This window comes from Rhizobium brockwellii (assembly GCF_000769405.2).
Lineage (GTDB): Bacteria > Pseudomonadota > Alphaproteobacteria > Rhizobiales > Rhizobiaceae > Rhizobium > Rhizobium brockwellii.
In genome coordinates this window covers 700,932-727,363 of sequence record NZ_CP053440.1, presented here as the reverse complement: position 1 = coordinate 727,363, position 26,432 = coordinate 700,932, and the positions used below count along the sequence as shown (strand labels likewise).

Sequence of the window (26,432 nt, the reverse complement as noted above, 5' to 3'; positions counted from 1 at the left end):
ACCTCCCGAGACCCACTCTTGCGATCAGATATCTTTCGCGATGCGCAGCCCGTCATAGACGGCGGCATGCGTGTTGCGAGCGGCGACCGCGTCGCCGATCCGGAACAGCTGGAACTTGCCATCAGGATTGCGGATCACGGACTGAGGTTCTCCGGAAAGAAGCTGGTCGTGCGACATCTCGCCGAGATTGCTCGAGCTGGGTTTCAGTTCGAAATAGAGTTCGTCGAGCGGAATGGTCCCATGATTGACGACGATCTGGTCGAAGCTGTGCTGCCTGGCAATCCCACCGTAATCGCTGCCGACATGGGCGACGAGCTGGTTGCCGCTCTTTTCGACGGCTTCCAGACGGTAGGTGACGGTGAAGGTCACGTCATGCTTCTGGAGAGACCGCATATAGGGCACCAGGTTCATGGCCATGACTTCGGGCGCGAAGGACCGGTCCGGCGTCATGATCTCGACCTTGGCGCCTGCCTTGGCGAGAAACTCGGCCGCCTGAAGGCCGGCATGATCGCCGGCATCGTCGAAGATCAGCACGTTCGTTCCAGGCTTCACGTCGCCGGAGATAATGTCCCATGACGAGACTACCAGCTCATTGCCGCTCGTGAGAACCTCGGTATGTGGCAGGCCGCCGGTCGCGATGATGACGACATCGGGGTTCTCTGCCTCGATGGTGTCGGCTTCCGCCCAGGTGTTGAAGTGGAAGGTGACGTCGTATTTTTCGCACTGGCTCATGCGCCAGTCGATGATGCTGATCATTTCCCTGCGGCGCTCGCTTTGAGCAGTGAGCCGGATCTGACCGCCGGGATTGTTCGCTGCTTCGAAAACGACGACCTGGTGGCCGCGTTCTCCGGCGACGCGCGCCGCTTCCAGGCCGGCCGGGCCGGCGCCGACGATGACGACCTTTTTCTTGGCGCCAGCCTTCGCCACGATATGCGGCATGGTCAGTTCGCGGCCGGTGGCGGCATTGTGGATGCAGAAGGCCGCCCCGCCCTGGTAGATGCGATCGAGACAGTAATTGGCGCCGACGCAGGGACGAATATCGTCTTCCCGCTTTTCGATGATCTTGCGGACGATATGCGGGTCGGTCATGTGGGCGCGGGTCATGCCGATCATGTCGACTTTGCCGGAGGCGATCGCGTGGCGCGCGGTGGCGACGTCAGGGATTTTCGCCGCGTGGAAGGTCGGAAAGTTGGTTGCGGCGCGAATTTCCCCGGCGAAATCGAGATGCGGTGAATTCGCCATGCCCTGGATCGGGATCACGTCAGTGAGGCCCGCATCGGTATCGATGTGGCCGCGAATGACGTTCAGGTAATCGATGAGGCCGCTTTCCTTCAGGCGCTTGGAGATTTCCAAGCCTTCGGCCTTGCCGGTACCGCCCGGAAGACATTCGTCGGCGGTATAGCGCACGCCCAGAATGAAGTCGTTCCCCACTCTTTGCCGGATCGCCTTGAAGACGTCGAAACAGAAGCGCAAACGGTTATCGAGCGAGCCGCCGTAGGGACCGTCGAGTTCGTTGGTAAGCGGCGACGTGAACTGGTCGATCAGATGGCCGTAGGCCTCCAGTTCGACACCGTCCATGCCGCCCGCCTTCATGCGTTCCGCAGCGTCGGCGAAATCCTTGATGATGCGCTCGATGTCCCAATCTTCCACCTTCTTCGGGAAGGCGCGGTGGGACGCCTCGCGCTGATGCGATGGGGCGACCACAGGCAGCCAGTCGCCCTTGTCCCAGCGCGTGCGCCGGCCGAGATGGGTGAGCTGGATCATGATCGCAGCCCCCTCTTCATGCACGGCGTCGGTCATTTCCCGGATCCAGGGCACGATCTCGTCCTTGTAGGCGAGCAGGTTGTTGAAGACCGGCGGGCTGTCCCTGGACACCGCAGCCGAGCCGGCCGTCATCGTCAAGGCCACGCCGCCCTTTGCCCGCTCCACCGTATAGGCGCGATACCTGTCCTTCGGCATGCCGTCTTCCGGGTAGGCCGGCTCGTGGGAGGTGACGATGATACGGTTGCGCAGCGTCAGATGCTTGAACTGGTAGGGCTGAAGAAGGGGATCGTTCGACATGGGCCGTGGTTCCGGATTAAAAACGTCAGAGGAAACGCTAAGCACAATGTACATATGTGTCAACATTGAAAACAATTGGGTCGCTATTTTCGACACTGGTGTACATTTTTCTTGTGCGCCGCCTCCCAATTTGATAGGAAATAATCCATGGATCAGGCTCTGAACGACACTGGCTGGCGCGGTTCACAGGAGGGATGGCTGGAAGCGGCGTACCACTCGCTGCTGGAATCCGGCGTGGATTCGGTGAAAATTCTGCCGCTTGCGAAGAAGCTCAACCTCTCGCGCACGAGCTTCTACTGGTTTTTCAAGGACCGGGAGGAACTGCTGGCCGGGCTCGTGGCGCGCTGGCGCGATAAAAACACCGGCAACATCGTCAAGCAGTCCGAAGCCTACGCGGAATCGCTTGCCGAGGCGATGCTCAACGTCTTCGACTGCTGGCTCAACAATGATCTGTTCGACGCCAGGTTCGAATTCGCCGTGCGCAGCTGGGCACTGCAGTCCGACGAGATTCTCGCCGAGGTCCGGCAAGCCGACCAGCTCCGGCTTGATGCGCTCAAGCGGATGTTTATCCGCTTCGGGCTACCAGAAGCGACATCAGATGTCCGAGCGCGAACAACTTACCTCGTGCAGATCGGATACATCTCTATGCAAGCCAGGGAGGAACTCGCCGTCCGCATGAAACGGATTCCCGAATATATCGCCATCTACACCGGCGAAGTGCCGCAGCAAAGGGAGCTCGATCGCTTCTTCTCGCGGCATGGCTACAGGCCGGGTTAGGGAAAGCGGGATGAGCGTTTCCTTGAGGATCGGGATCATTGGCGGCGGCGGCTGGCTTGGCGGAGCAATCGCCGGCTCGATCCTAGATGCCGGCCTGGTCGAACCTCGAAATCTCTCCCTCTCCTATCGCAGCGAGCAGCCGCGCCGCTTCCCGAATTCTTTCCTGACCACCGACAATCAGGCGCTTGCCGATCGCTCGGACGTGATCGTCCTTTCCGTCCGTCCCGATGACTGGCATGCTCTTGATGTCGATGCTGGCGGCAAGCTCGTCGTCTCAGTCATGGCCGGCATCCGCCTGCACGCACTTTCCGAGCGCCACAACACCGATCGCGTCGTCCGCGCTTTGCCCAATGCCGCCGCCGAAGTGGCCAAGTCCTATACGCCGTGGATTGGCGCGAGCGATGTCACCGAAGACGACCGAGCCCTCGTCCGCGCGATTTTTCAGGCATGCGGATCTGAGGACGAGGTCGCAAGGGAAAGCGACATCGATTACCTCACCGGCCTTTCCGGGTCTGGACCGGCATTCCCGGCGCTGCTCGCCGCCGCCATGATGCGCGACGCCGTCGCCAATGGCCTGCCGGCGGAGATTGCGCGCCGCGCCGTCAACACGGTGATCACGGGCGCCGGCCGCCTGTTGGAGCGCCAAGACGAATCTCCTGACGATGTCGTTCAAACCTTTCTTGGCTATCGCGGCACCACTGCGGCGGCCATCGAAGGCATGCGCGCTGCCGGGTTCGACGCTTCGGTTGCGGAGGGACTATCGGCAGCATTCAAGAAATCGGTGAGTATGGGAGACGCTTCCTGACAACCGTTGGAGTGGGTCCTGCGGCGCCCCGCTCAGCAAAACCGGCCGCTAAACAGAGGGAACGAGAATGAAAAAACTACTCGCATCGACATGTCTGACGTTCGGCCTGATTGGCGGGGCGTCTTTCGCCAGCGCCGCCGAATGCGGCACGGTGACCATCGCCAGCATGAACTGGCAGAGTGCAGAGGTTCTCTCCAACCTCGACAAGTTCATCCTAAACGAAGGTTATGGCTGCGCAGCGGAAATCACCGTCGGCGATACCGTCCCGACGATTACCTCGATGGCCGAAAAGGGCCAGCCGGATATCGCGCCGGAAGCCTGGATCGACCTGCTGCCCGACGTCGTCAAAAAGGGAACCGATGAAGGCCGGATCGTCCAGGTCGGCTCCCCCTTGCCCGATGGCGGCGTCCAGGGCTGGTGGATTCCCAAATATCTGGCCGACGCCCATCCCGATATCAAGACCATCGGCGACGTGCTGAAGCATCCGGAACTCTTCCCCGCTCCTGAGGATGCGAAGAAGGGCGCCATCTACAACGGTCCGCAGGGCTGGGGCGGCACCGTGGTGACCACGCAGCTCTACAAGGCCTTCGAAGCCGACAAGGCCGGCTTCACCCTCGTCGATACCGGCTCGGCTGCCGGCCTCGATGGTTCGATCTCCAAGGCTTACGAACGCAAGGAAGGCTGGGCCGGTTATTACTGGGCGCCGACCGCGCTGCTCGGCAAGTATGAAATGGTCAAGCTCGAAGCCGGCGTGCCGAACGACGCCGCCGAATGGAAGCGCTGCAACACCGTCGCCGATTGCCCCGATCCGAAGCCGAATGCATGGCCGGTCGACAAGATCGTCACCCTCGTTGCAAAGCCTTTCTCGGAAAAGGCCGGGCCTGAAGTCATGGACTACCTGACGAAGCGCTCCTGGAGCAATGACACGGTCAACAAGCTGATGGCGTGGATGACCGACAACCAGGCGACCGGCGAGGACGGTGCCAAGCACTTCCTCAAAGAAAACAAGGACCTCTGGACCAAGTGGGTCTCGCCTGAGGCAGCCACGAAGATCGAAGCGGCTCTCTAGAACAGGATGATTTTAGGCCTGTTCGGCCTAAAATCTGAATCCTGTTCTAAGTTAAATAGTGAGAGCATGATGTCGTCCGAAAACCGCTCACACTTTTCGGCATCATGCTTACGCCGACTACTGCGGTGCGCTTAATGCGCACCGCCTCTCGCTGCCGATAAAATCAAAAAGACTGCCACGGCTCTTTGAAGAAAAAGGGGAACCGAATGGAATGGTTTTATAAATTCCCGCATATGGATGACGATGCCCTTCGCAATCTGAAGAAGGCGATCGATGACGGTTTTCGCGCATTTACCCGCAGCTACGGCGACGCGATCGAAAGCCTGTTCTCGCCGCTGCAGCATTTCCTGATCGCCGCCGACCGCTTCATGACGCAGACGCCGTGGCCGATCATTACGGCAATCATCCTTGTCATCGCATGGTTTGGGAGCCGCAGCCTGAAGATCGTCCTTGGCTGTCTCGTCACACTGCTGTTGATCGGCTATTTCGACATGTGGGACGATACGATGCGGACGGTCTCGATGATCTTCGTCTGTACCGTTCTCTCCATCGCCATCGGCATTCCGATGGGGATATTGATGGCGCGTTCCGACCGGCTGCAGCGCGTTATCAACCCGATCCTCGACGTCATGCAGACGATGCCGAGCTTCGTCTACCTGATCCCTGTCGTCATGCTGCTCGGCATCGGCAAAGTGCCGGGACTGATCGCCGTCGTCATCTACGCCATCCCGCCGATGATAAGGCTGACCGACCTCGGCATCCGCCTGGTCGACAAGGACGTGCTCGAGGCAGCCGATGCGTTCGGAACGTCGAGCTCGCAGAAGCTGTTCAAGGTCCAGCTGCCGTTGGCGCTTCCCACCATCATGGCCGGCATCAACCAGACCATCATGATGGCGCTCGCCATGGTGGTCGTCGCCTCGATGATCGGCGTCCAGGGCCTTGGCCAGCCGGTTCTGAAGGCCATCGCCAACCAGTACTTCACCCTGGGTATTTTCAACGGCCTTGCCATCGTCGGCATTGCCATCATCTTCGACCGGGTCAGCCAGGCATATGGCAAGCGGCTCCAGAAGCATCGGGAGATCGTCCATGGCTGATCATCGTTTCGGCGGCATCAAGATTCGCCATCTCTACAAGATCTTCGGTCCCAATCCTGCCGCTCATGTCGATGCCGTCCAAAAGGGATTGTCGAAGACCGAGCTCAACGAAAAGCACGGCCACGTGCTGGGCCTGAAAGATATCAATGTCGAGATACCCTCGGGCCGCATCCAGGTCATCATGGGCCTTTCGGGCTCGGGCAAGTCGACGCTCATCCGCCACATCAATCGCCTGATTGATCCGACCGCTGGCGAAGTGCTGGTCGACGGCGTCGATGTCGTGAAAATGAACGAGACCGAATTACGGGCGTTTCGTCGGCACCAGACGGCAATGGTGTTTCAGAAGTTCGCGCTTCTGCCGCATCGGAATGTTCTCGACAATACCATCTTCGGCCTCGAAGTGCAGGGCATGGAGCGCTCGAAAGCCGCCGACGTCGCCATGGGGTGGCTGGAGCGGGTCGGCCTGAAGGGCTTCGAGAGCAAATATCCCAACCAGCTATCGGGCGGCATGCAGCAGCGCGTCGGGCTGGCGCGAGCCCTCTCGAACGATGCGCCGGTTCTGCTGATGGACGAGGCCTATTCGGCGCTCGACCCTTTGATCCGCACCGATATGCAGTCGGTCCTTCTCGACATTCAGAAGGAGATCAAGAAGACCATCGTCTTCATCACCCATGACCTCGATGAGGCCCTTCGGCTGGGCGACCAGATTGCGATCCTGCGCGATGGCGAAGTCATCCAGCAGGGCACCAGCCAGGACATCGTTCTGCGTCCGGCAGACGCCTACATCGCCAACTTCGTCAAGGAGGTCAATCGAGGCCGGGTCATCCAGGTCGATGCCGTCATGACATCCTTGCATTCCGGTGCGGCGCCAGGCGGATTGACGATTGCATCAGGCACGACCGTCGAAGATGCCGTCCGCATCCTGGCATCGGCGGCGCACGACGACGCCAGGGTGGTTTCACCGTCCGGGGAAGCGTTGGGGCTTGTCACCTTCCGCCAGCTCGCGGGCGCGATGGTAAACTCGCAGGAGGCGGCTACCCGACGCGACAGCGCCCTCTCGGTCGCACTCTGAAGCTGCGCTTGCGGCCGTCTCTCCGTTTCGTTGGCGACACCGATATCAAGCACGTCGCCATCTCAGGAGCTGGAAAGTCGGCCGCCGGAGACAGAACAATGCCCGCGAGCGTCGCGCAAACCGATAGTCTTGACGTCGACATAGGCGTGCTGGAAACGATCCGTCGCTTATGCCTTCAGTGAGAAAATCATTGCTCAGCTCTAAGAACCGAATGCATCGTGTCCCGCGGCATCATGCCGAAGTATCCACTTTCCACAGCTCGTTGCGCAAGACAGCCGGCTTTCAAGCAAGTGCTTACCTATACATTTTGCGCAAGACCAGTCCAGACTGCGTCACGAAAAGCCGATCGGCCGACAATATCGGGACCTGACAATTGCTCCATAGCTAAGGAACAGTAAGATGAAACCCGACCAAGGCCATGATGGTTTGCGGTCCCAAAGCCTAGCCCGTCCATCCTTTACCCCCAAAGGATGGAAGGGATCGTACATACGCACTCCATCCCGTGCGTATGCTTGCATGCCTGTCTGCCTGCCGAAGGCCATCTTTAAGCGGTCCACTAAGAACCTTCGGCAGGCGACTGCGCGGCTCTCGAATGGGGCGCTCTCCATAAGCTTCAGATGATGCGCATCTTGGCCAGATCGCCGCGGTTGAACCTGTGGTGTAGCGGATACAGCTCTAAAATCGCTCCTTCAGCGTAATCGTTTTATCAGCGGGTTGTCGTCATCGCCGGCAGCGTGACGCCTTGCCAATGGCCGCGGGTTCTGTCAGTTCCTGATCTGGATGGGAACTAATGCATTCAACGGGTTGGTCTTTCTGACGTTTACCATGCCCGAATTCGGCCTGCATCAGCTGGCACAAACCGCTGATCTCAATGCCGGTATCACGCGGATATCCACCTGCTCCGCTGTAAGCTGCTGCACTCTATCCAACAATCGTCTAATATACCTCCAAGGCCGCTCATCCATGCCGTTTACAGGCTCTGATGAAGCGCCGCGGCGCAGGACGACCATCCATGACGACTGGCAAGGCTGGCAGAGGTACGTGCACCAATCCGACACTCTCGCCGGCGCCGCGTCGCGCCAGCACCTGCGAGCGGTGGAGAAGGGTATGTCGAAACAGCCACATCGAACAATGGGAGCAGGATGACAGAAAATAGCGCTGCACCATTCTCATTTCGATTTAGCGGTTCGTCCTTCGACAACATGGTCGAAACGCTGGGGGGCGCTTTCGGTGCGTTTGATGCAGAGCCTGTCGGCCGCGCCCGGGACTTCCATTGGGGACTGGATTTCTCCGTCTGCGACAAGGCCGTCCTGCTCACGGGTTATCACGAGGCGGAGTTTCAGTTCAACATCGAGCCGACCGTCGATACGGCGGAGTATCTGTCGATCGTCGTGCCACGCAGCGGCGGCATGGGGGTAACCTACGGGTCCCGCGTCGCCGAGGCCGGGCAAGGAAAATTGCTTCTCTATAACAATTTCGAACCCAATAGCGTTATCATGCATGGGCAATCGAACGTCATAGACGAGTTGCTGATCAACTGGCCTGTCATCCTGCAGACGATCGGCCAGACATTCGAGATGCCGTTCAGCGGCTCTCTCGACCTGCTGCCGGAACTGGATCTGTCGAAGCCAGCCGGTCGGTTGATCGGCAATCTCACGGAAACGATCATCTCAGGCATGCGCGACGATGGCCCCTTGCTGCAATCGCCGATCGCCATGGCGCATATGACGCAGGCGCTGGCCGATCTGGTGGTGCGCCTGGTGCCGCACCGGCTGTCGCATTTCCTGGAGAACGGCCATGCCCTGATCGCCCCCCGGCACGTCCGCAGGGCGATCGAATTCATGCACGCCAATATCGACCAGCCGATCACCATGCCGAAGGTGGCCGAAGCCGCCGGCGTATCCAGCCGGGCGCTCGAGACCGGTTTTCGTGCGTTCAGGGGAACCTCTCCCGCCGCCTATCTGCTGACGCTTCGGCTGCGTGCGGCGCGCCAGGATCTGCTCGATCCCGAGAGCAAGGAGACCATGAAGGCCATCTGCCTCAAATGGGGCTTCTTTCATTTCGGCCGGTTTTCCGCAGTCTATAAAACCACCTACGGAGAATACCCTTCCGACACCAGGAAGCGCGTGATGCGTCGATAATGGCTGTGGCTTCCGGTGAAGAGGCGATTGGCCGACCCCGAACCCAAGCGGTGTTTACGCCTCGTCCCACGGCCGCAATGTGTAGTGCACTCTCATGGTCCTTAGATCCCGCTTCACAATCTGCAGCACCCCTTCGCGTTCCGCCAGGCCGTTGAGCTCCCTGAGCACGAGAGAATGCGCGATCCCCAGCATGCGCGCAAAGGCGCGGCTGTCATGGGCAACCCCCAATTCCGCCGCGACAAGGAGACCCGCCTGGATGGGTGTCAGCCTGTTATCCCTGCCTTGCGCCGCAGCGACGAGAGCGAGAAAGCGATCGATCTCGGGCGCCTCTTCACTCACGCGGCTTGTCGCCGGCGGAAGGACACCATGATCGATTTCGAGGTGGGCGTATCGCTTTCCCTGCCCGCGCTGCCAAGCGGCACGAGCACGTTCAGTTCGGGATAATAACCCGCTATGCTTCCTCGCGGAATGTCATAGGGCACAAAGCGGAAATTCTCAGCGATGCGCTCGATACCGTCATCATGCTCGCCGACCACGTCGACCCGGTCACCGGCCTCGGCATTCATCGCCTTGAGGTCAGCTGGATGAATGAAGATGACCTGCCGTTCCCCATAGACGCCGCGATATCTGTCATCGAGACCATAGACCGTCGTATTGTATTGATCGTGCGACCGGAACGTCTGCAGGGCGAAACGCCCCTCGCCCTTTCGCGCCCGCTGATGCACCGTCTCGTCGGGAAGCGCTTCGCAGGAAAATGATGCCTTGCCTGCCAGAGTATCCCACTCCCGATGGGCCGCCGTGTTGCGCAGGTGGAAACCGCGCGGCTTGCGCAGGCGCGCATTGTAGTTTTCGAAGCCTGGAATAGTCGCCTCGATATGATCGCGGATGCGGTCGTGGTCGTCGGCGAGCTCTGCCCAGCCGACCACGTCGGAGCCGACCGTCGCCTGCGCAATGCCGGCGATGATGGCAACTTCCGAGAGGAGGTGCGGCGAGGCCGGACGATTGATGCCGGCAGACCCATGCACCATGCTCATCGAATCCTCGACGCTCACGAGCTGGGAATTGCCCGCCGTGTTCAGATCCATCTCGGTGCGCCCTAGGCACGGCAGGATGAAGGCCGTCTCGCCGGGCATGAGATGCGAATGATTGGGCTTGGTCGCGATGTGCACCGTCAGCTTCAGCCGCCGCAGCGCCTTTTCAACGAGCGCGCTGTCGGGCGTGGCGCGGGCAAAATTGCCGCCAAGCCCGATGAAGGCCTCAGCCGAGCCGTCGAGCATCGCGCCGATCGCGGCAAGGACATTGTGTCCATGTTCGCGGGGAACAGTGAAGCGGAAGTGCTTCTCCAGCGCATCGAGGATATCGTCCGATGGCTTTTCGTTGATGCCGACGGTGCGGTCGCCCTGCACGTTGGAATGGCCGCGAACCGGGCACAGGCCGGCACCCGGCCGGCCGATATTGCCGCGCAGGAACATGAAGTTGGCGATCTCGCGGATCGTCGCCACGGAATGCAGATGCTGAGTCACACCCATCGCCCAGGTGCAGATGACCCGTTCGGCGTTGATATAGACATCGGCCGCCCGTTCGATCTCCTGCCGGCTCAGTCCCGACTGGTCCTCGATGTCAGCCCAGCTCGTCGCCTCGACCGCCGCCCGGTATTCTGCAAAACCCGCGCAATGTTCGGCGAGAAATGCGTGGTCGAGAACGGAGGGCAGTCCGGCGGCGACGGCTGCGTCTTCCGTGGCCAGCACGGCCTTTGCCATCCCGCGCACCGCGGCCATGTCGCCGCCGAGTTGCGGCTGCAGATAAAGGCTGGCGATGTCAGTCGAACCACCCTTCAGCATCTCGATCTTGTCCTGTGGATCGGAGAAGCGCTCCAGGCCGCGTTCGCGGATGGGATTGAAGACGACGACGCGCGCACCGCGGATCGCCGCCCGGCGCAAGTCGCCGAGCATCCTCGGATGGTTGGTGCCCGGGTTCTGCCCAATCACGAAGATCGCGTCGGCCTCTTCAAAATCCTCCAGCAGCACGGTACCCTTGCCCACGCCGACCGCCTGACGCATGGCGATGCCGCTTGCCTCGTGGCACATGTTGGAGCAGTCGGGAAAATTGTTGGTGCCGTAGACCCGCACGAACAGCTGGTAGAGGAAGGCGGCCTCGTTGCTCGCCCGGCCCGACGTGTAGAATTCCGCCCGGTTGGGATTATCAAGGCCCGTCAGAATGCTGCCGATCTCGGCAAAGGCATCCTTCCACGCGACCGGCAGGTAACGGTCGCTCACCGCATCGTAGCGCATCGGATGCGTGAGGCGGCCGTTGAGCTCCAGTTCATAGTCCGTCAGCTGGCGAAGCTGCGATACAGTCTTTTCCGCAAAGAAGGCGGGCGTGGCCCGTTTCTCCGTCGCCTCCCAGGCGACGGCCTTCACGCCGTTCTCGCAGAACTCGAACGACGATCCGTGCTCCGGATCGCCCCAGGCACAGCCCGGACAATCGAAGCCATCCGGCTGGTTCGCCTTCAGCATGGTCCGCGCCCCTGAAATCGGCATGCCGCTTTGAAGCAAACGCTTGCCGCAGCTCTTCAAAGCGCCCCAGCCGCCGGCTGCTGCCGATTTCTTACCGATGAATTTTGTGTCCATGCGCCCTGTATTGTCAAAGCGGGGAAAACATCAAGGCCGCATGAGCGATGGATCGATAGGAAAAACCTATCAAGGATTCTAACCGACGTCCTTCATGGCATGCCGCTCGTCGGGCGAATGGGCCAGGATGCGATTGCGGCCTTGGGTCTTGGCGTCGTAGAGCGCGGCATCGGCCTCGGTCAGGAGGCGGTTCGGGTTGACCCTCAACGTGACCCCCGTCGCGCAGGATATGCCGATGCTGGCGGTTACCCGTCCGAATTCGCTGCCCGTATGAACGATATTCTCCTGGCTGAGGAGACGCGCGAATTGCTCGGCAACGATCATTGCCCCTTTCGCACTGGTTGCAGGCAGCAGAACCACGAATTCCTCTCCGCCGTAGCGTGCGACGATATCGGCCGGCCGGCTTACCGACTGGCGCAGACACCTGCTGACGATACGCAGGCATTGGTCTCCGGCGGGATGACCATAGGTGTCGTTATATGCCTTGAAGCGATCGATATCGACCATCAGAAGGCTGAACGGCGTGTTTTTCCTGGCGCTGCCGGCGGTCTCACGGGCGAAAGCTTCGTCGAAGGCCCGGCGATTGACCATGCCGGTGAGCCCATCGGTCTCGGCAAGGGACTTCAGCTGCTCCGCCGACAGCCTCAGCGCAATTTCCGCCTGCTTCGTCGCGGTGATGTCGGAGACGACGGCCATCGCCGTGCCGTCTTCCGCAAGCCGTGTCCGGATGCTGCGCCAGTCGCCGTTGTAAAGCTGAACCTCTTCGTCCTTGTTGCTGTGCAGCGCAGCGGTGGCGACCTTGATCCACTCTTCGCAGTCATTGTCCGGGATACCGGTGCGCTCGGCCGTTTCGGCGACGCGGCGGAGGATGTCGCTGATATGCGCGCCAACCACGCGGGCATCTCCGGATAGCGGAAAGGCGGTGCGATACTGGTCGTTGCAAAAAACAAGAAAACCCTTGCTGTCGTACATGGCAATACCATCAGACATGCCGGCCATCGCATGCGACAGCAGGTTCTTGCTTTCGCGCAATTCCCGCTCCAGGACAGTACGCTCCGTCACATCGCGCGTTACGCCGGCAAGGCCGATCACCCGCCCCTGCCTATCCCTCAGCGGCACCTTGGAGGCGAGCAGGGATCTGCCTTCGATATGCTCGACGGAGTCGATCAGAGGCACGCCGGTGTCCATGACCTGCTGTTCGAGATAATACAACCCTTCGGCAAGCGGCCGCGACAGCAGATTAAAATCCGACAATCCGGTCATCTCTGCCGTCGTCTTGAAACGATAGAGGCGGATCATATTTTCGTTGACGGTGATGAACCGGCTGTTTCGGTCCTTCACGTAGAGATAGTCGGGCGACTGCGAAAATGCGGTCACCAATATGCTTCGTTCCAGCGCCCATTGCTGCGTCTTCAACAGAATGAAACCACACAGCACAGTCGCCAGGCAATTCAATACGGTCATAGGCAGACCGATGATGGCCAGCACGCGGGCGTGCACCAGGGTAGGAAGCGTTGCCATCGATACAACAAGTACGCCGCCGAGTGCGAGGCTCAGCAGCGCAACGTCCATCAGCGCGGGAGATCTTTTGCGGATCCAGACATTGGCAACCAGGCCGATGCCGGTCGCGGCGGAAATTGCTACGATCCCGTCGATCATTGCTACGCCGCCGACACAGAAGCGGAAGGCCATTGCCATTAACACCGCAAAAGCCGCCGCGATCGGTCCGCCAAACATGCCCGCCAAAGCAAGCGGCGAGAAGCGCAAGTCGATATAGAGGCCAGGATTGAATTCGACGGCCAGCAATATCGATCCGATCGAGGCGGCGCCGGCTACGATTCCGAAGGCGATTTTTTCCTGTGTGGCCGAACGACGCTGAAATTGGATCGAGAAATGCGCCCAGAGCGAAATCGCCAGGCACACGAATGACAGGTTGCCACCGAATTGCGTCCAGATGCCATTCACTGCGTTGGATCCACCTTCCAATACATGTACCGAACCAATCATAAGGCGACACTGGTTTGAGCTTCGTTAAATCGGAGACCTATCGGGCTAGATTCGTTCGCACATGCGTCTCCAGGCCAGTCGGCAGCATCATGTCCGCAACGCCCTGCGGTTCAACGACTAGCACTCGATGCGGTAAGGCATGCTTAACAACCGCATCCTGTGCCTCAGGACCCGTATCCAGATAGCGCAATAGTTGCGCTATCTGGATACGGTTGCCCAATCGGACTATTTATTGCCAAGTGAAAACGGTCGTAAAGCTAAGACGGAGATCGCCCCGCTACTTTTCGCAACGCGCCCTCAGTCACCATCCCGCTCGCCGGCTCATTCGTTACTTGCAGATCGCCGCCGCCAAGAAGCCGCGCATCGCATCGCCATAGGGCGGCCGCATCATGTATTCCGCTTCCACCATCCTGCTCTGGTGATAGACGGCGCGCGGATGCGAGAAGGCGAGGAAGCCGAACTTGCCGTGATAGGCACCCATGCCCGAGTGGCCGACGCCGCCGAAGGGCAGGCCTTCCGCCGTGACGTGGCTCATGCAGTCGTTGACCGTCACCCCGCCGGAGGTCGTATTGTCGAGAACGCGGGCCTCCTCCTGCTGATCCTGGCTGAAATAATAGAGAGCGAGCGGGCGCGGCCTGGCATTGATACGATCGATGACGTCGGCGATATCGCGATAGGGAAGGACCGGCAACACCGGTCCGAAGATTTCTTCCTGCAGCACGCGCATCTCTTCCGTCGGATCGAGTATTAAGGTCGGAGGCATGCGGCGAGCCGATTGCTGGGAGAAATTCTCTGCCGCCGGGTTGATCTCGACGACCCTCGCGCCCTTGGCCCTGGCATCGTCGATCAGGCCCTGGATGCGGGCGTGATGGCGGGCATTGACGATCGAGGTGTAATCAGGATTTTCCTTCAGCGCCGGATACATCGCGCCGACCGCCGCGACCGCGTGTTCCGCAAAGGCCTTGACGCTTTCCTCGGGCACATAGACATGGTCCGGCGCCAGGCAGATCTGGCCGGCGTTCAGCGTCTTGACGGTCATGACGCGGCGTGCCGCGTCTGCGAGGTCGGCCGAGCGGCCGACGATAACGGGCGACTTGCCGCCGAGCTCAAGCGTCAGCGGCGTCAGGTTTTCCGCCGCCGCGCGCATGACATGATGGGCGATCGCCGTTCCGCCGGTGAAGATCAGATGGTCGAAGGAAAGCGATGTAAAGGCCGTGCCCGTCGCCGGTCCGCCCTGAACGACTGATATTTCCGTTTCGTCGAAGGCGCCGGCAATGAGGTCCGCCATCAAGGCGGCCGAAGCCGGCGTTACCTCAGACGGCTTGATCATGGTGCGGTTGCCGGCGGCAAGAATGCCGGCAAGCGGCGCCAGGGCGAGCTGATAGGGGAAATTCCACGGGCTGAGGATTCCGACAACCCCCTTCGGCTGATAGACCACTTTGGCCACAGCGTCCGGGAACAATGCCTCGTGCTGCTCGGGCTTCAGCCATTCGGCCAGATGGGCCTTGGCATATTTGAGCGAACCGACGCAGGTAAAGACATCGAGCAGCAGGCTCGCCTCGACGCTACGGCTGCCGAAATCCTCCGACAGGGCAGCGGCAATCGCATCCTTATGATCGACAAGAAGGGCGATGACGCGGTCGATGCGATCGATGCGGGCGTCGATGCCCGGCGGCCCGTCCCTCAGGAAAGACGCCCTTTGCCTGTCAAGCAGCGCCTTCATGACATCGAAGCTGGTATCGGTGGCGATTGCGGTGATGGCGTTCATTGTTTCCTCCCTTGAACGGTGTCAGACGGCCGGCTGACGCACGACCGGTTTCAGCACGATGCCCTTTTCCGAATCCTCCACCGCCTGGTTGATGTCGGCGAAATCATAGAAGGTGATGAGCCTGTCGAAGGGGAAGCGGCCCTGCCGATGCAGGTCGATCAACAGCGGGATCAGCACGTCGGCATTGGAATCGCCCTCGACGATGCCGCGGACCCGGCGCCCGCCGGACAGGATATGGGTGAGGTCGAGCGTCAGCGTCGCGCCATGGGGCGAGGCCCCGACGATGCCGCAGGTGCCGCGCGGCGCCAGCACCCGCACGCACTGGTCGATGACGGCAGGCACGCCGGAGGCATCGATCGAATAATCGACGCCGGCGCCGGTCAGCGCCATGATCGCGGCGACCGCGTCACCCGCCTTGCCGTTGACGATATCAGTCGCGCCGAGTTCCGCCGCAAGCGCCAGCCGCGTCTCGTTGACGTCGACGGCGATGATCCGTGACGCTCCGACGATCCGCGCCGCCATCACGGCAGCAAGACCGACGGAGCCCATGCCGAAAACCGCGAGCACCTTTCCCGGCTCGACCTTCAGCGCGTTCATGACCGCGCCGGCGCCGGTCTGGATGCCGCAGGCGAGCGGCCCGAGCAGCGCCAGATCCGCATCCTCAGGCACTTTCACGATATTGCGCTCATGGCACAGCGCGTGACTGGCAAAGGAGGATTGGCCGAAAATATTGCCGTGAACCCGCTCTCCCTCGCATGAGAGCCCGCTCGAACCATCGGCGCGCGCACCGAAGAAGTTGCGCGGGAAGAATTCGTGGCAATAGGTCTCCTCATGATCGTTGCAGCTCGGGCAATGACCGCAGGAATTGAAGGTCATGACCACGTGATCGCCGGGTTTGACCTTGGCAACGCCCGGCCCGACACGCTCGACGATGCCGGCGCCTTCATGGCCGAGCACGACCGGCTGCGGCACCGGCAGGTGCTGGTCGCGCATGACGATATCGGTGTGGCAAACCCCTGTTGCCACGACGCGAACCAGGATTTCACCCTCGCGCGGCTCCTCCAGATCGAGCCTTTCCAGCGAAAACGGCGTATGGGGCGTACGCGCCACCGCGGCATGGATTTTCATTGCTTTCCTCCTCCCGATGATCGGCTCGTGAACGGCCCGGCGAACCGGAGCCGTGCTCAGCGGTCGCGCTTATAGGCGCCGAGCCCCGGCTGATAGGTCTTGTCGTCGAGGAACTGCTTCAGCCCCTCCTCGCGTCCCTTGGTCTTGTCGAGAAACAGCATCTGTTCCAGCTTGGCGTAGATGTAATCGTCGGCCAGATCCCATGGCAGGTTGCGCACCCGCTTGTAGGTGTCCTTGGCAGCCTTCAGCGTCACCGGGTTCTTTTCGAGCAGGCTGGCGCAGATCTTGCGGACCCGGGTTTCCAGCTCCGCCAGCGGCACGGCCTCGTTGACGAGACCCATTTCCGCGGCCTTGCGTCCGCCGAACAGTTCGCCGGTCATGATGTAATAGAGAGCGTCGCGATGGCGCATCACTTCGGCGACTGCGCGGGTGACATTGCCGCCCGGCAGAATGCCCCAATTGATCTCGGAAAGGCCGAAATTCGCCTCCTCGGCGGCGATGGCGAGATCGCAGGAAACGAGCGGCGTGAAGGCGCCGCCGAAGCACCAGCCGTTGACCATGGCGATCGTCGGCTTTTCGAAATACATCAGCCGGCCCCACCAGTTGCCGGACTGGCGCCGCGCCTTCAGCGTGACGTCACGCGGCTTGTCGTCATTGTCGCGGAAATATTCCTTCAGATCCATGCCGGCGGACCAGGATTCGCCGGCGCCGCGCAGGACGAGGACGCCGCAACGCTGGTCGCCCTCGAGCTCGTCGAGCACTTCGAGCATCCTGATATTCAGGGCCGGATTCATCGCATTGCGCTTTTCCGGACGGTTGAGGGTCACGAAAGCGATGCCGTTATCGAATTCGACCAGAACCGGCGATTGCATATCGGTCATGAGGTTACTCCATGGGTTTCGGCGCGAATGCCGGGGGCCGCTTCACAGGGCCTGTCGTTGAAGGGTTTCATCGGAAGGGAACTGGCGCAGGACATGTTTCTGCACCTTGCCGGAGGCAGTGCGGGGAATGGCCGCGACGAGGAGGATGCGCGCCGGGCGCTTGAAGGCGGCGAGCCTTGCCGCGCAATGGCCGGCGATCTCATCGCCCGTTGCCGCAGCGCCCGGCCGCAACACGACATAAGCGAGGCCGCATTCGCCCCATCGGATATCGGGAATGCCGACGACCGCGGCCTCGAGGATATCGGGATGACTTGCGAGTGCGGCTTCGACCTCGGCGGGATAAACATTCTCGCCGCCGCTGATGTACATGTCCTTCAGCCGATCGACGATGCGATAGAAGCCGTTCGCTTCGCGTCGGCCGAGATCGCCGGTGCGGTACCAGCTGTCGGTGAAGGCGGCAGCGGTTTCCTGAGGTTTGTTCCAGTAGCCCGGCGTCACCGCCGGCCCGCGCAGCCAGAGTTCGCCGATCTCGCCTTCACCAACCTCGCGGCCGTCCTCGCCGACGATGCGAATGTCTAGCAAGGGTGCCGGAAGACCGACGCTGCCGGGATTGTCCTGCACGGCGCGCCGATCGATCGGCACGTGCAACACCGTTCCGGCCTCGCTCATGCCGTAACCGTTGACCAGCGCAACACCGTCATCGAGATAGCTTTCGATCAGCGCCTGCGTCAGCGGCGCGCCGCCGACGAAGAGCGCATGCAGGCCGGCGAGCGCCGCGGCGCTATAGGCGGGATCGTTGCGCAAGGCGAGCGCGATCTGCGGCACAGCGAAATAATGGGTGATGGCACGCTGACGGTCGGCAAGGGCTGCGAGTGTGCGCGCCGGCGTGAAGCGGTCGGAAACGACAAGCGTGCCGCCCATCATCAATGTGGTGCGCGCGACGGCGATCAGCCCGATCGTGTGGAAGAACGGCAGGTCGCACAGGGCGACGGATCTCGGCCCGATTTCTCCGACGACGGAAAAGTTGATGGCGGCAAAGAAGGCGTTACGGCGGGTGATGACGACGCCTTTCGGCTGTCCCGTCGTGCCCGAGGTGTAGAGAAGGACGCAGGGTCCATCGGCATCGACGGACACCGGAGCGGCCGGAAGGCTCGCCTCGATCCGTGCGGCGAGGCCGGCCGGGCCGTCGGCCGTCGATATCACCGCCATCTCAGGATCGGCGCTCGCAAGGCTGGCGACGGTTGCCGCGAACTCCTCGTCGTGAACGAGCAGAGCCGGCGCGCAATCGGCAAGGATCGGCCGAAGCTCGGCGGCGTTGAGGCGCCAGTTGAGCGGCACGTAGATGGCGCCGGCACGCTGGCAGGCGAAGGCAAGCACGATCGAATCCATCGAGTTGCGCGCCAGCATGGCGACACGCGCCCCATCGCGGCGCACTCCGAGCACATCGCTCAGCAAGCCCGCGCAACAGGCGATCCGCGCATCGAGTTCGGCATAGGTGAGCTGCCGGCCGGTAGCGATCTCGAACAGAGCTGGACGGTCCGGTGCGACGCGGGCGCGGTAAAGGATCGGATCATCCGTCACCAGTCCGCAATCCGCCGACGAAGCCATCCCGGAAAAGGAATGCGCCATTTTCTCCTCCCATGCCTACCGCTCCCCGCGACAGGCATCAAATTTGTATGCAACACATACTAATATCTTTTTCCCGCGATGCAAGAGGCTGTTTGAGGCAAATCCGATCGATCGAATGGCGCGGGGAAATCCGCCCTACGGATATTGACTAACCTGCTGATTTTGATGGTTATGGCGCCTGGACGAGGCGAGAACGAACGATGGCGACAAAATCACCGCAGGACGATTTCGAGGGCGAAGATGCGCCCGCGACGCCGGGCCTCGACGTCGGCCGGCTTGGCGACCTGCTGGGATTTCATCTGCGCATGGCGCATGTCGCGATCTATCGCGACTTCGCCGAAACCATGGAGGAACTGGCGCTGACGCAGAAGCAACTGGCGGTGATGGAACTTGTCGCCGGCAATCCGGGCGCATCGCAGATCGACCTTGCCAATACGCTCGGCACCGACCGGGCGACGATGATGGCCCTCGTCAACCGGCTGGCAGCCCGCGACCTGATCGAGCGCCGCCCCTCCGCGGCCGACCGCCGTCGCCAGGAACTTCATCTGACGAAGGCGGGACACGCAATGCTCGCCCGGGCGCGTGCGCTAATCGATAGGCACGAGCAGCGTTTCATCGAGCTGTTTTCGCGCGACGAACTGGATGCGCTGCTAGCTGCGCTGAAGCGGATATACAAGAGAAACTGAAACGCTGCCTAGGAACGACAGCTGATGATCGACCTGCGGGGTTAAGGTCTGGGGATGGCCCCACACCGGGCCCTCGCGGGCCCATTGCATGCTCTCCAGAATCAGGCCGGGACCAAGCCACGCACCACACGGAACATCATGGGAAATGACCGGGGTCCATCGGGCAAGCCAACCAGATACCCGGCACGAACATGCTGTTCGATCGAACCGCGGGCGTCGTCCGAAAGTGCCATCAATATGCTTGTGATGCTGCCTGGGCCGTCGGTGAACGTAGCCCAATAATCCGCGAAGGACGCATACTCGCAATCCACGACAACGGGAACCTCCGTCACGTCGACGAGGCCGATCTTCCGCCACAACGTCGCCTGACCATTAGGCCAGAAGAGCTGGCGCCCCGCCCGCATGGATCTCAGCCTGGCGAAGTCGGCCTCAAGCACGGCGCCGGTGTTAATGACGAGATCGAAGGCGGGCATGCCGCCCAAGAACTGAGTAACGGCGGACGCGACCACGCCGCCTGGACGGGTGACGCGCATCATCTCGGCAACGACCTGTTCAATTTCCGGGATAACGTCCAGGGCCAGCGTGGAAACGGCCGCATCGAAAAAGTTGGTGTCGAACCGCATGTGCCGGACATCGCCGTGTTCATATGCGATATTGGGGTGGGATCGTCGACGGCGGGCTCCTTCCAGGTATCCCTCCGATGCGTCAACACCGATCACATGCGCTCCCGCCTCGGCCAGTGCTTTCGACAACACACCTGTCCCACATGCTACATCGAGCACGCGACTGCCCGGAGCAATATTGGCACGGGTGAGAAATGGGCTCGCCAGATGTTCGCTCCAGCGCCCTATGAATGTCTCGTAGACGTCGGGATCGGCCCAATTATATCGCAATTCTGCGGCTTCCATGGCTTGCCATCCTCTCTCGATCAAGAATGGACCGTAACACGGCCATTCGGGTCGCGCGTATCGCCGTCACGCCGGGCAATCCAGCGAAACCTTTTTAACGCTTCTCAAGAAAATATGACACAGCGGCAGCCCCTGAAATCACACTGGCCTTCCCCTCGGGGCTCCGAGGTGCCGCTTGGTTGGTTTGACTAAAGCATGTCGCGCAAAAGTGTGCAGCGGTTTTGCGGCAACGACATGCGTAAAACAAAGAGCTGAAGCGCAAGGAGCGAATCTTAAAGATCGCGATGCGCTTTAGTGTGATCCGCGTAGGTCGCACTGTGGGAGCCCGCTTCGCCCATTAACTGCGATCCTTCAGTCCGGCCGTGGCCAACAGGATCAATTGCCAGCCAGGAGCAGCGGAACGCTGGACACCGTCCGCTATTAGCGCGAGAATCCCGTTGCTGAATGACTGCTAGGGGGCGCAAAGCGGTCAAGACCGCCGTTGGCCCGTTTGCTGCCGTTCGAGGTCGATCCGAGGAACGTGCGGTATGTGTTAGAGCGGTTCAGCTTTTAACGGAAGCGCAGAACCGCTCTATCCTTTTGTTTTTACGCAATTCCGGACGGAAAACCGCTTCGCACTTTTCCTGGAATTGCTCTAGGATGCGGCCCGAAGGCGGAATGCGACGGACGCACTGCGAGGGGCGGTGTGATCGCACCGGAATTCGCGCAACCGAGAGCCGACGTTGTGCTCTTGAAAGGGGAGACGAGGATGCCGACACCACAGCAACCCAGCCTGATAGTTCGACAGAAATCCCCACAGAATATCGAGTTTCCGTTTTCGTCGCTCTCCGATTGGCTGATCCCAACCGAGCTGTTCTTCGTGCGAAACCATTTCCCGTCGCCGGACCTCGATGCGCGAGACTGGCGCTTGCGCGTTGGCGGGGCCGTAGAGCGGCCGATCGAACTTGACCTCGACAGCATCAAGGCGATGCGGAGCACGACTTTCACCGCCGTCGTCGAGTGCGCAGGGAACGGGCGCGTCTACTATGAGCCGCCGAAGGAGGGGTTGCAGTGGCAGAACGGAGCCGTCGGCAATGCCGCGTGGACAGGTGTTCTTCTGCGCGAGATTTTGGAAATGGCGGGCGTTAAGCGAACCGCATGTGAGGTCCTGCTCGCAGGCGCCGACAGCGGCGTCGTCGACGCGAACAAGAAAACAGCTTCTCCCGGCCCCATCGCTTTTGCGCGCAGTTTACCGCTTGAGAAGGCCGTCGCTGACAGCACGATCCTTGCCTATTCGATGAACGAGGAGCCGTTGACGCGCGATCACGGCTACCCGCTACGCGCGGTCGTGGGTGGCTGGTTCGGCATGGCTTGGGTCAAGTGGATCACTGATATCACGGTTGTGGAACAACCGTTCCTTGGCTACTGGCAGGCGCGCGACTATTTCCGTTGGGAGCGCAGCCTCGGGGAACCCAGGCTGGTCCCCCTTGCGGAGATGGAGGTCAAAGCGCAGATCGCGCGTCCCGTACAGGGGGCGCGTCTCATCGCCGGCCAACCGTACCGGATTTTCGGAGCCGCCTGGAGCGGAGAGGCTGGTATCCGGCAGGTGCAGGTCTGCACTGGAGATGGCAGGGGCTGGCGCGAGGCAAGGCTCCTCGAAACAGAACATCCCTTTGCATGGCGCTTGTGGGAGTACATGTGGACCCCTGAAGAAGTGGGGCGATATACACTGCGATGTCGCGCGATCGATAAGGCGGGATGCGTGCAGCCCGACCTCCAGCGTTCCGACTGCGAGAGCTACGCGGCCAATTGGATCGTTCCGGTGGAGGTTACGGTCGTTCCCGAGCCACAGACGTACGAGGAGGAATTCGTGATCTAGAGCCTTTCCGGGTTGGATTGAAGCATTCTGCCGGAGCAGGTCTTCGTCAGGGCAAAGGTGATTGGCGATGGGCATACCCCAAGGTACGTCCGAGCCGATCGCCTTTGATCCTGGCGGAAAGATGCCCGGCGCTAGAAAATCTTCTCGGTGGGAAGTCCGAGCGCGAATGAACCCGCGTATTGCGCCTGGGCTCCGGGCTGCATCGGATGATAGCGAGCGCCCTGTATGTCACGGAAGCAGCGCTCCAGCCCGTTCTCTCGATAGAATGCCGCGCCGCCTGCGACCTCCATTGCAAGCTCCGTCACCTCGATAGCGTGCCGTGCGACCAAGGAACGGCCGATCATAACCTCGTTGACGGTTTCCGCCGACGGTTCGTTTCGAGCAACGACCTCTAACATCCAGCGATGCGCGATCTGTGCGGCCCTCAGAGACGTTTCCATGCGCCCGACCAACCCGATCACATGGTCGCTGTTGGCCTTGCTACGGACCATCTTGACTGCGATGTCGCGGGCGCTCTCGGCGATGCCAAGATAGACCGCGTAGATCAGAGGAAACGCGATCGTGCCGATGACTTGAAATACCGGATGCCATTGCCCCGCGCTCCTGGAAAATGCGACACTGGCATCCGGCACGAAGAGGTTTTCGATGATGACATCGTTTGACCCGGTTCCCCTCATTCCAAGTGTTCGCCACGTATCCTCAATTGATACCTCTGGCGATGCCATCGGAACGCCGAAATGGATGACGGAGCGCGCGCCATCCGGTTCTTCATACACAGCACCGGTCATCAGGATGTTTCCCGCCGCCGCGCCGGAAGTGAAGCGTTTACGCGCGGTGATCCGGTATCCGCCATCAACTTTCAGGGCCTTGCCCGATCCGCCGATCCAGTCCGATCCGCCGCTCGAGAGCAATATGATTTGCTCCGATGCAACACGTCTCAGGAGCGGCTCCACCGCGGCCACCTTTTGATGCCGCCAGCGCCAGGCGGGGATGGCGACTTGATGGGTATGCATGGAAAAGGCAAGCGCAGTGGACCCACATGCACGAGCAATGGATTTGAGCATCTCAGAAAGTTCGGGCACTTCCGCGCCCATCCCGCCCAATTCGATTGGAACGCCTGCCCGCACGAGTCCAGATTCCTTTAGAAGCGCGTAATTCTCGGCGACGAAGGTGTCGCTCTCGTCGATCGATGCGGCGCGTTGCGCGATGGTGGGCAGGACCGAATTGGTTAGTTCGACAATGGTCCGACCGCCGGCAAGGTTCTGTTTTGGTTCTGCAGGCCCGAGCATATCAATGCCTCCTATCTCGTGAGGATTGAGACTCTGCGCTCGTTTCACAATTGCGGCTAGTACACGAACTGTACTGAACGCCGCCGCCGTATGGCCAGGCAAGGAGCGTTTGGCGGACCGGTTGTTTTGCAATATTGTGCCTGATCCAGACCGGTGGAGGTCCCTATGGGAGAGCGTGACGGCTACGGGCAATTCTGTCCCGTATCAATGGCGTCGGAAATCCTCTGCTCGCGGTGGACGACCTTGGTCGTCCGCGAACTCCTTTGCGGATCGACGCACTTTAATGAGTTGCGTCGCGGTCTACCAAAAATGTCTCCGGCACTCCTATCAAAACGACTGAAAGAACTGGAACAAACGGGCGTCATCACGGTGACAAGGAGTGCGAACGGCACGACCCATTACCAACTCACGGCATCGGGCGAAGAATTGAGACCTCTGATCATGGGTCTCGGAAATTGGGCTCAACGGTGGATGGAATCGCGACTTTCCTTGAAGAATCTCGACCCTTCACTGCTCATGTGGGACATGCGGCGGAGCCTCGATACAAGAAGACTTCCGACCCGCCGTTGTACGATACAGTTTCTGTACCCGGAACTTTCGGCCGCGCAAAAGAGCTGGTGGCTTGTGGTCGAAAACGGAAAAGTCGATCTCTGCAACTTCGATCCGGGCTATGATGTAGACCTTCTCGTTGAAGGGCCGCTCCGTTCGATGACCGCAATTTGGATGGGCCTCACGACCATACGTCAGGAAACCGATGCAGAAACGCTGAAACTTGAAGGGGACAGGGTCCTCGCGCGCGACATGCAGGAATGGCTCGGTCTTAGTGTGTTTGCCAAAACGCCCCGGATGAGGGCTTGAACCATCGAAGGCGAGTGGTTCTGACGGATACAGCCCAGCAACGAAGCCCCGTCACCCAGCCGGAAAATCGGCACGCACGCCTGTCAGGAATCGTCGGCTGCGGCGCTCTACAAATGAACAGTCCAAGTCGCTTGGGCAGCAGGCAGCGTCCAAGCCTATAGATTTCTATTGGGACGTTCCCGTGTTATGATCCCGGCCCTGGCGTCGTCCGCCGTGGGTTCTGCACACGGAGACTTGTCTGATGAGCGAAGTGGACGTCCTTTTTGCCTCCCTGCGACAGGCGGCTGACGCGCAGACGGTTGAGTGCATCGAAAACGTCGTCACGCATGGCTCGGATCGTGAGCTCAATCGCATCAATGCACTCGCTTTCGCCGATAAGCATGATCTCGACCAAGAGAAAACCATCGCCGCGTTTCTGCACGCAGCCCGCATAGGCGCATTCGAGATGACCTGGAATGTCCTTTGCCCAGGATGCGGCGGCGTCCTCGACAGCGGCGCAACCCTCAAAACCGTCGTCCACGAGACGTATCATTGCGCGCTCTGCGCGGCCGGATACGAGCCGACCCTCGACGAGATGGTCGAGGTCACGTTTACGGTCAGCCCGCGCGTGCGCAGGATTGCCGGTCACGATCCCGATCGGTTGCCGCCGCTCGAGTACTACCGCCAGATCTTCTTCAGCTCCGGCGTCGACCTGCCTGACGATCTCGAAGCGAGGTTTTCGCGCATCCAGCTGGAGATGATCGAGTTGGCTCCGGGCGAGAAGGCTTTCGTCTCGCTGCAGCTGCCGGCGCAATTCGTCATCATCTTCGATCCGGTGACACACTCGGCGCAGTTCATCGACGTGCAGGGTGAGCCCACCGACGAACGTCAAACCCTCTCGATGATCATCAGCCGGACGCATGCGCTGAACGAAACGCTGACCCTGCGCCCCGGCTCACTGCGGCTGACGCTTGAGAACCACACAGATCGCAGAGTGGTGCCGAATGTCTGCATCGCGGGAGAAGAGCTGCACGACTTGCTGGGCCGCAGGCGGCCTTTCCTGACAGCCAAGCGTCTGCTGACGAACCAGAGTTTCCGGGACATCTATCGGACCGACACACTCGACGTCGACCAGCGCCTCAAGATCACCAGCCTGACTTTCCTCTTCACCGACTTGAGGGGCTCGACCGCGCTTTACGAGCGCGTCGGAGATCTTGCCGCTTTCGATCTGGTGCGCGCGCATTTCCGGGTTCTTCACGAGATCGTCGCCACAGAGGCCGGAGCAGTCGTCAAGACCATCGGCGATGCGGTGATGGCGACCTTCCCGAGCCCGGACCGCGCGGTGGCGGCGGCACTCAAGATGCGGGAGGCGATGCTTCGGTTAAATGCCGAACACGGCAGCGACGACCTTCTCCTGAAGATCGGGATCCATGAGGGACCATGCCTCGCCGTCAACCTGAACGACCGGCAGGACTACTTCGGCCAAACCGTCAATATCGCCTCCCGCGTCCAGGGCCTTGCCGATCCCAATGTGATCATGACGACGGAGGCGATCGTCGACGATGCCCAGGTTTCAGAGATCCTGCGCGACAGCGGCATCACCTCGGCCTCCCGAATGGCGGAGCTTCAGGGCATCGGGAGAGAGGTAAGGATTTTTGCGCTGTCGTGAGCTTGGTCTGCTCGTCGGCGTCGAGCCAACTGTAGCGGTTTCCGCTTCGGCGAAGCGAACTTTTTTCGTTGTCGAAGGATAAGGCTGCTTTTCGCCCGCTTTAGTCTCCAACCCCAAAAACCG

20 protein-coding genes and 1 pseudogene are annotated in these 26,432 nt (G+C 60.8%); 11 read left to right on the top strand and 10 right to left on the bottom strand.

Annotated elements, in window-relative coordinates; genetic code table 11:
• Nucleotides 1–24: 24 nt before the first annotated feature.
• Nucleotides 25–2,061 carry an NADH:flavin oxidoreductase gene (locus RLCC275e_RS27005; RefSeq protein WP_033183424.1) on the bottom strand — a complete coding sequence of 679 codons (2,037 nt, stop codon included), beginning with the start codon at nt 2,059–2,061 and terminating at the stop codon, nt 25–27.
• 147 nt (nt 2,062–2,208) lie between these two features.
• On the opposite strand from RLCC275e_RS27005, the gene RLCC275e_RS27000 reads away from it, so the two are divergent.
• The 7 genes and pseudogenes from RLCC275e_RS27000 to RLCC275e_RS26975 all read left to right on the top strand — a co-directional run bounded on the left by RLCC275e_RS27000 (nt 2,209) and on the right by RLCC275e_RS26975 (nt 9,019).
• Nucleotides 2,209–2,838: a TetR/AcrR family transcriptional regulator gene (locus RLCC275e_RS27000; RefSeq protein ID WP_033183425.1), complete on the top strand. Its 630-nt coding sequence runs from the start codon at nt 2,209–2,211 to the stop codon at nt 2,836–2,838.
• 10 nt (nt 2,839–2,848) lie between these two features.
• The gene (locus RLCC275e_RS26995) at nt 2,849–3,643 is read left to right on the top strand and encodes a pyrroline-5-carboxylate reductase family protein (RefSeq protein WP_033183426.1); all 795 of its coding nucleotides are present in this window, start codon (nt 2,849–2,851) and stop codon (nt 3,641–3,643) included.
• Between the two features lie 67 nt (nt 3,644–3,710).
• The gene (locus tag RLCC275e_RS26990; protein ID WP_033183427.1) at nt 3,711–4,712 is read left to right on the top strand and encodes an ABC transporter substrate-binding protein; all 1,002 of its coding nucleotides are present in this window, start codon (nt 3,711–3,713) and stop codon (nt 4,710–4,712) included.
• A 206-nt stretch (nt 4,713–4,918) separates the two neighbouring features.
• Nucleotides 4,919–5,806, top strand: coding sequence for an ABC transporter permease (locus RLCC275e_RS26985; protein WP_012755274.1), 888 nt, complete (start codon nt 4,919–4,921; stop codon nt 5,804–5,806).
• Nucleotides 5,799–6,878: a quaternary amine ABC transporter ATP-binding protein gene (locus RLCC275e_RS26980; protein ID WP_033183428.1), complete on the top strand. Its 1,080-nt coding sequence runs from the start codon at nt 5,799–5,801 to the stop codon at nt 6,876–6,878. Before RLCC275e_RS26985 ends, RLCC275e_RS26980 begins: the two co-directional genes overlap by 8 nt.
• A gap of 71 nt (nt 6,879–6,949) precedes the next feature.
• A pseudogene (locus RLCC275e_RS34805) lies at nt 6,950–7,060 on the top strand (Ldh family oxidoreductase); the annotation flags it as partial.
• 960 nt (nt 7,061–8,020) lie between these two features.
• Complete coding sequence (locus RLCC275e_RS26975; protein WP_033183429.1) at nt 8,021–9,019, top strand: AraC family transcriptional regulator; 999 nt, start codon at nt 8,021–8,023, stop codon at nt 9,017–9,019.
• Between the two features lie 54 nt (nt 9,020–9,073).
• Here RLCC275e_RS26975 and RLCC275e_RS26970 read toward each other — a convergent pair whose 3' ends face one another.
• From RLCC275e_RS26970 to RLCC275e_RS26940, 7 genes are all read right to left on the bottom strand, one after another.
• Nucleotides 9,074–9,358 (bottom strand): hypothetical protein, encoded by a 285-nt coding sequence (locus RLCC275e_RS26970; RefSeq protein ID WP_033183430.1) that lies wholly within the window; start codon nt 9,356–9,358, stop codon nt 9,074–9,076.
• Entirely contained in the window at nt 9,355–11,649 is a 2,295-nt protein-coding gene (locus RLCC275e_RS26965; protein WP_033183431.1) for an FdhF/YdeP family oxidoreductase, read from the bottom strand. The genes RLCC275e_RS26970 and RLCC275e_RS26965 overlap by 4 nt, the downstream gene beginning before the upstream one ends.
• Nucleotides 11,650–11,727: 78 nt before the next feature.
• A complete protein-coding gene (locus RLCC275e_RS26960; protein ID WP_050516846.1) occupies nt 11,728–13,656 on the bottom strand; it encodes a diguanylate cyclase in 1,929 nt (642 codons plus the stop codon).
• A 328-nt stretch (nt 13,657–13,984) separates the two neighbouring features.
• Nucleotides 13,985–15,424 carry a coniferyl aldehyde dehydrogenase gene (locus RLCC275e_RS26955; RefSeq protein WP_033183433.1) on the bottom strand — a complete coding sequence of 480 codons (1,440 nt, stop codon included), beginning with the start codon at nt 15,422–15,424 and terminating at the stop codon, nt 13,985–13,987.
• A 21-nt stretch (nt 15,425–15,445) separates the two neighbouring features.
• A complete protein-coding gene (locus RLCC275e_RS26950) occupies nt 15,446–16,552 on the bottom strand; it encodes an NAD(P)-dependent alcohol dehydrogenase (protein ID WP_033183434.1) in 1,107 nt (368 codons plus the stop codon).
• Between the two features lie 56 nt (nt 16,553–16,608).
• Entirely contained in the window at nt 16,609–17,433 is an 825-nt protein-coding gene (locus tag RLCC275e_RS26945; RefSeq protein ID WP_033183435.1) for a p-hydroxycinnamoyl CoA hydratase/lyase, read from the bottom strand.
• A 42-nt stretch (nt 17,434–17,475) separates the two neighbouring features.
• Entirely contained in the window at nt 17,476–19,062 is a 1,587-nt protein-coding gene (locus RLCC275e_RS26940) for an AMP-binding protein (RefSeq protein WP_033183436.1), read from the bottom strand.
• A gap of 200 nt (nt 19,063–19,262) precedes the next feature.
• Between RLCC275e_RS26940 and RLCC275e_RS26935 the strand changes: the two genes are divergently transcribed.
• Nucleotides 19,263–19,748, top strand: coding sequence for a MarR family winged helix-turn-helix transcriptional regulator (locus tag RLCC275e_RS26935; RefSeq protein ID WP_033183437.1), 486 nt, complete (start codon nt 19,263–19,265; stop codon nt 19,746–19,748).
• Nucleotides 19,749–19,849: 101 nt separating this feature from the next.
• On the opposite strand, the gene RLCC275e_RS26930 is transcribed toward RLCC275e_RS26935, so the two are convergent.
• Nucleotides 19,850–20,656 (bottom strand): class I SAM-dependent methyltransferase, encoded by an 807-nt coding sequence (locus RLCC275e_RS26930; protein ID WP_033183438.1) that lies wholly within the window; start codon nt 20,654–20,656, stop codon nt 19,850–19,852.
• A gap of 748 nt (nt 20,657–21,404) precedes the next feature.
• Here RLCC275e_RS26930 and RLCC275e_RS26925 point away from each other — a divergent pair.
• Complete coding sequence (locus RLCC275e_RS26925) at nt 21,405–22,514, top strand: sulfite oxidase (RefSeq protein ID WP_130708018.1); 1,110 nt, start codon at nt 21,405–21,407, stop codon at nt 22,512–22,514.
• 131 nt (nt 22,515–22,645) lie between these two features.
• Here the strand turns inward: RLCC275e_RS26925 and RLCC275e_RS26920 are convergent, their stop codons facing one another.
• Entirely contained in the window at nt 22,646–23,803 is a 1,158-nt protein-coding gene (locus tag RLCC275e_RS26920; protein ID WP_033183440.1) for an acyl-CoA dehydrogenase family protein, read from the bottom strand.
• Between the two features lie 165 nt (nt 23,804–23,968).
• Here RLCC275e_RS26920 and RLCC275e_RS26915 point away from each other — a divergent pair, with 165 nt between their 5' ends.
• Both RLCC275e_RS26915 and RLCC275e_RS26910 read left to right on the top strand, forming a co-directional pair.
• Nucleotides 23,969–24,661: a winged helix-turn-helix transcriptional regulator gene (locus RLCC275e_RS26915; protein WP_033183441.1), complete on the top strand. Its 693-nt coding sequence runs from the start codon at nt 23,969–23,971 to the stop codon at nt 24,659–24,661.
• Between the two features lie 241 nt (nt 24,662–24,902).
• A complete protein-coding gene (locus tag RLCC275e_RS26910; RefSeq protein ID WP_033183442.1) occupies nt 24,903–26,309 on the top strand; it encodes an adenylate/guanylate cyclase domain-containing protein in 1,407 nt (468 codons plus the stop codon).
• Nucleotides 26,310–26,432 lie beyond the last annotated feature (123 nt).

Coding starts and splice junctions, on each gene's coding strand:
- RLCC275e_RS26940 (WP_033183436.1), bottom strand. CDS start 19,062: ATGGCGCATTCCTTTTCCGGGATGGCTTCGTCGGCGGATTGCGGACTG.
- RLCC275e_RS26925 (WP_130708018.1), top strand. CDS start 21,405: ATGCCGACACCACAGCAACCCAGCCTGATAGTTCGACAGAAATCCCCA.
- RLCC275e_RS26980 (WP_033183428.1), top strand. CDS start 5,799: ATGGCTGATCATCGTTTCGGCGGCATCAAGATTCGCCATCTCTACAAG.
- RLCC275e_RS26930 (WP_033183438.1), bottom strand. CDS start 20,656: ATGGAAGCCGCAGAATTGCGATATAATTGGGCCGATCCCGACGTCTAC.
- RLCC275e_RS26995 (WP_033183426.1), top strand. CDS start 2,849: ATGAGCGTTTCCTTGAGGATCGGGATCATTGGCGGCGGCGGCTGGCTT.
- RLCC275e_RS26955 (WP_033183433.1), bottom strand. CDS start 15,424: ATGAACGCCATCACCGCAATCGCCACCGATACCAGCTTCGATGTCATG.
- RLCC275e_RS26985 (WP_012755274.1), top strand. CDS start 4,919: ATGGAATGGTTTTATAAATTCCCGCATATGGATGACGATGCCCTTCGC.
- RLCC275e_RS26920 (WP_033183440.1), bottom strand. CDS start 23,803: ATGCTCGGGCCTGCAGAACCAAAACAGAACCTTGCCGGCGGTCGGACC.
- RLCC275e_RS26990 (WP_033183427.1), top strand. CDS start 3,711: ATGAAAAAACTACTCGCATCGACATGTCTGACGTTCGGCCTGATTGGC.
- RLCC275e_RS26950 (WP_033183434.1), bottom strand. CDS start 16,552: ATGAAAATCCATGCCGCGGTGGCGCGTACGCCCCATACGCCGTTTTCG.
- RLCC275e_RS27005 (WP_033183424.1), bottom strand. CDS start 2,061: ATGTCGAACGATCCCCTTCTTCAGCCCTACCAGTTCAAGCATCTGACG.
- RLCC275e_RS26945 (WP_033183435.1), bottom strand. CDS start 17,433: ATGACCGATATGCAATCGCCGGTTCTGGTCGAATTCGATAACGGCATC.
- RLCC275e_RS26910 (WP_033183442.1), top strand. CDS start 24,903: ATGAGCGAAGTGGACGTCCTTTTTGCCTCCCTGCGACAGGCGGCTGAC.
- RLCC275e_RS26915 (WP_033183441.1), top strand. CDS start 23,969: ATGGGAGAGCGTGACGGCTACGGGCAATTCTGTCCCGTATCAATGGCG.
- RLCC275e_RS27000 (WP_033183425.1), top strand. CDS start 2,209: ATGGATCAGGCTCTGAACGACACTGGCTGGCGCGGTTCACAGGAGGGA.
- RLCC275e_RS26975 (WP_033183429.1), top strand. CDS start 8,021: ATGACAGAAAATAGCGCTGCACCATTCTCATTTCGATTTAGCGGTTCG.
- RLCC275e_RS26935 (WP_033183437.1), top strand. CDS start 19,263: ATGGCGACAAAATCACCGCAGGACGATTTCGAGGGCGAAGATGCGCCC.
- RLCC275e_RS26960 (WP_050516846.1), bottom strand. CDS start 13,656: ATGATTGGTTCGGTACATGTATTGGAAGGTGGATCCAACGCAGTGAAT.
- RLCC275e_RS26965 (WP_033183431.1), bottom strand. CDS start 11,649: ATGGACACAAAATTCATCGGTAAGAAATCGGCAGCAGCCGGCGGCTGG.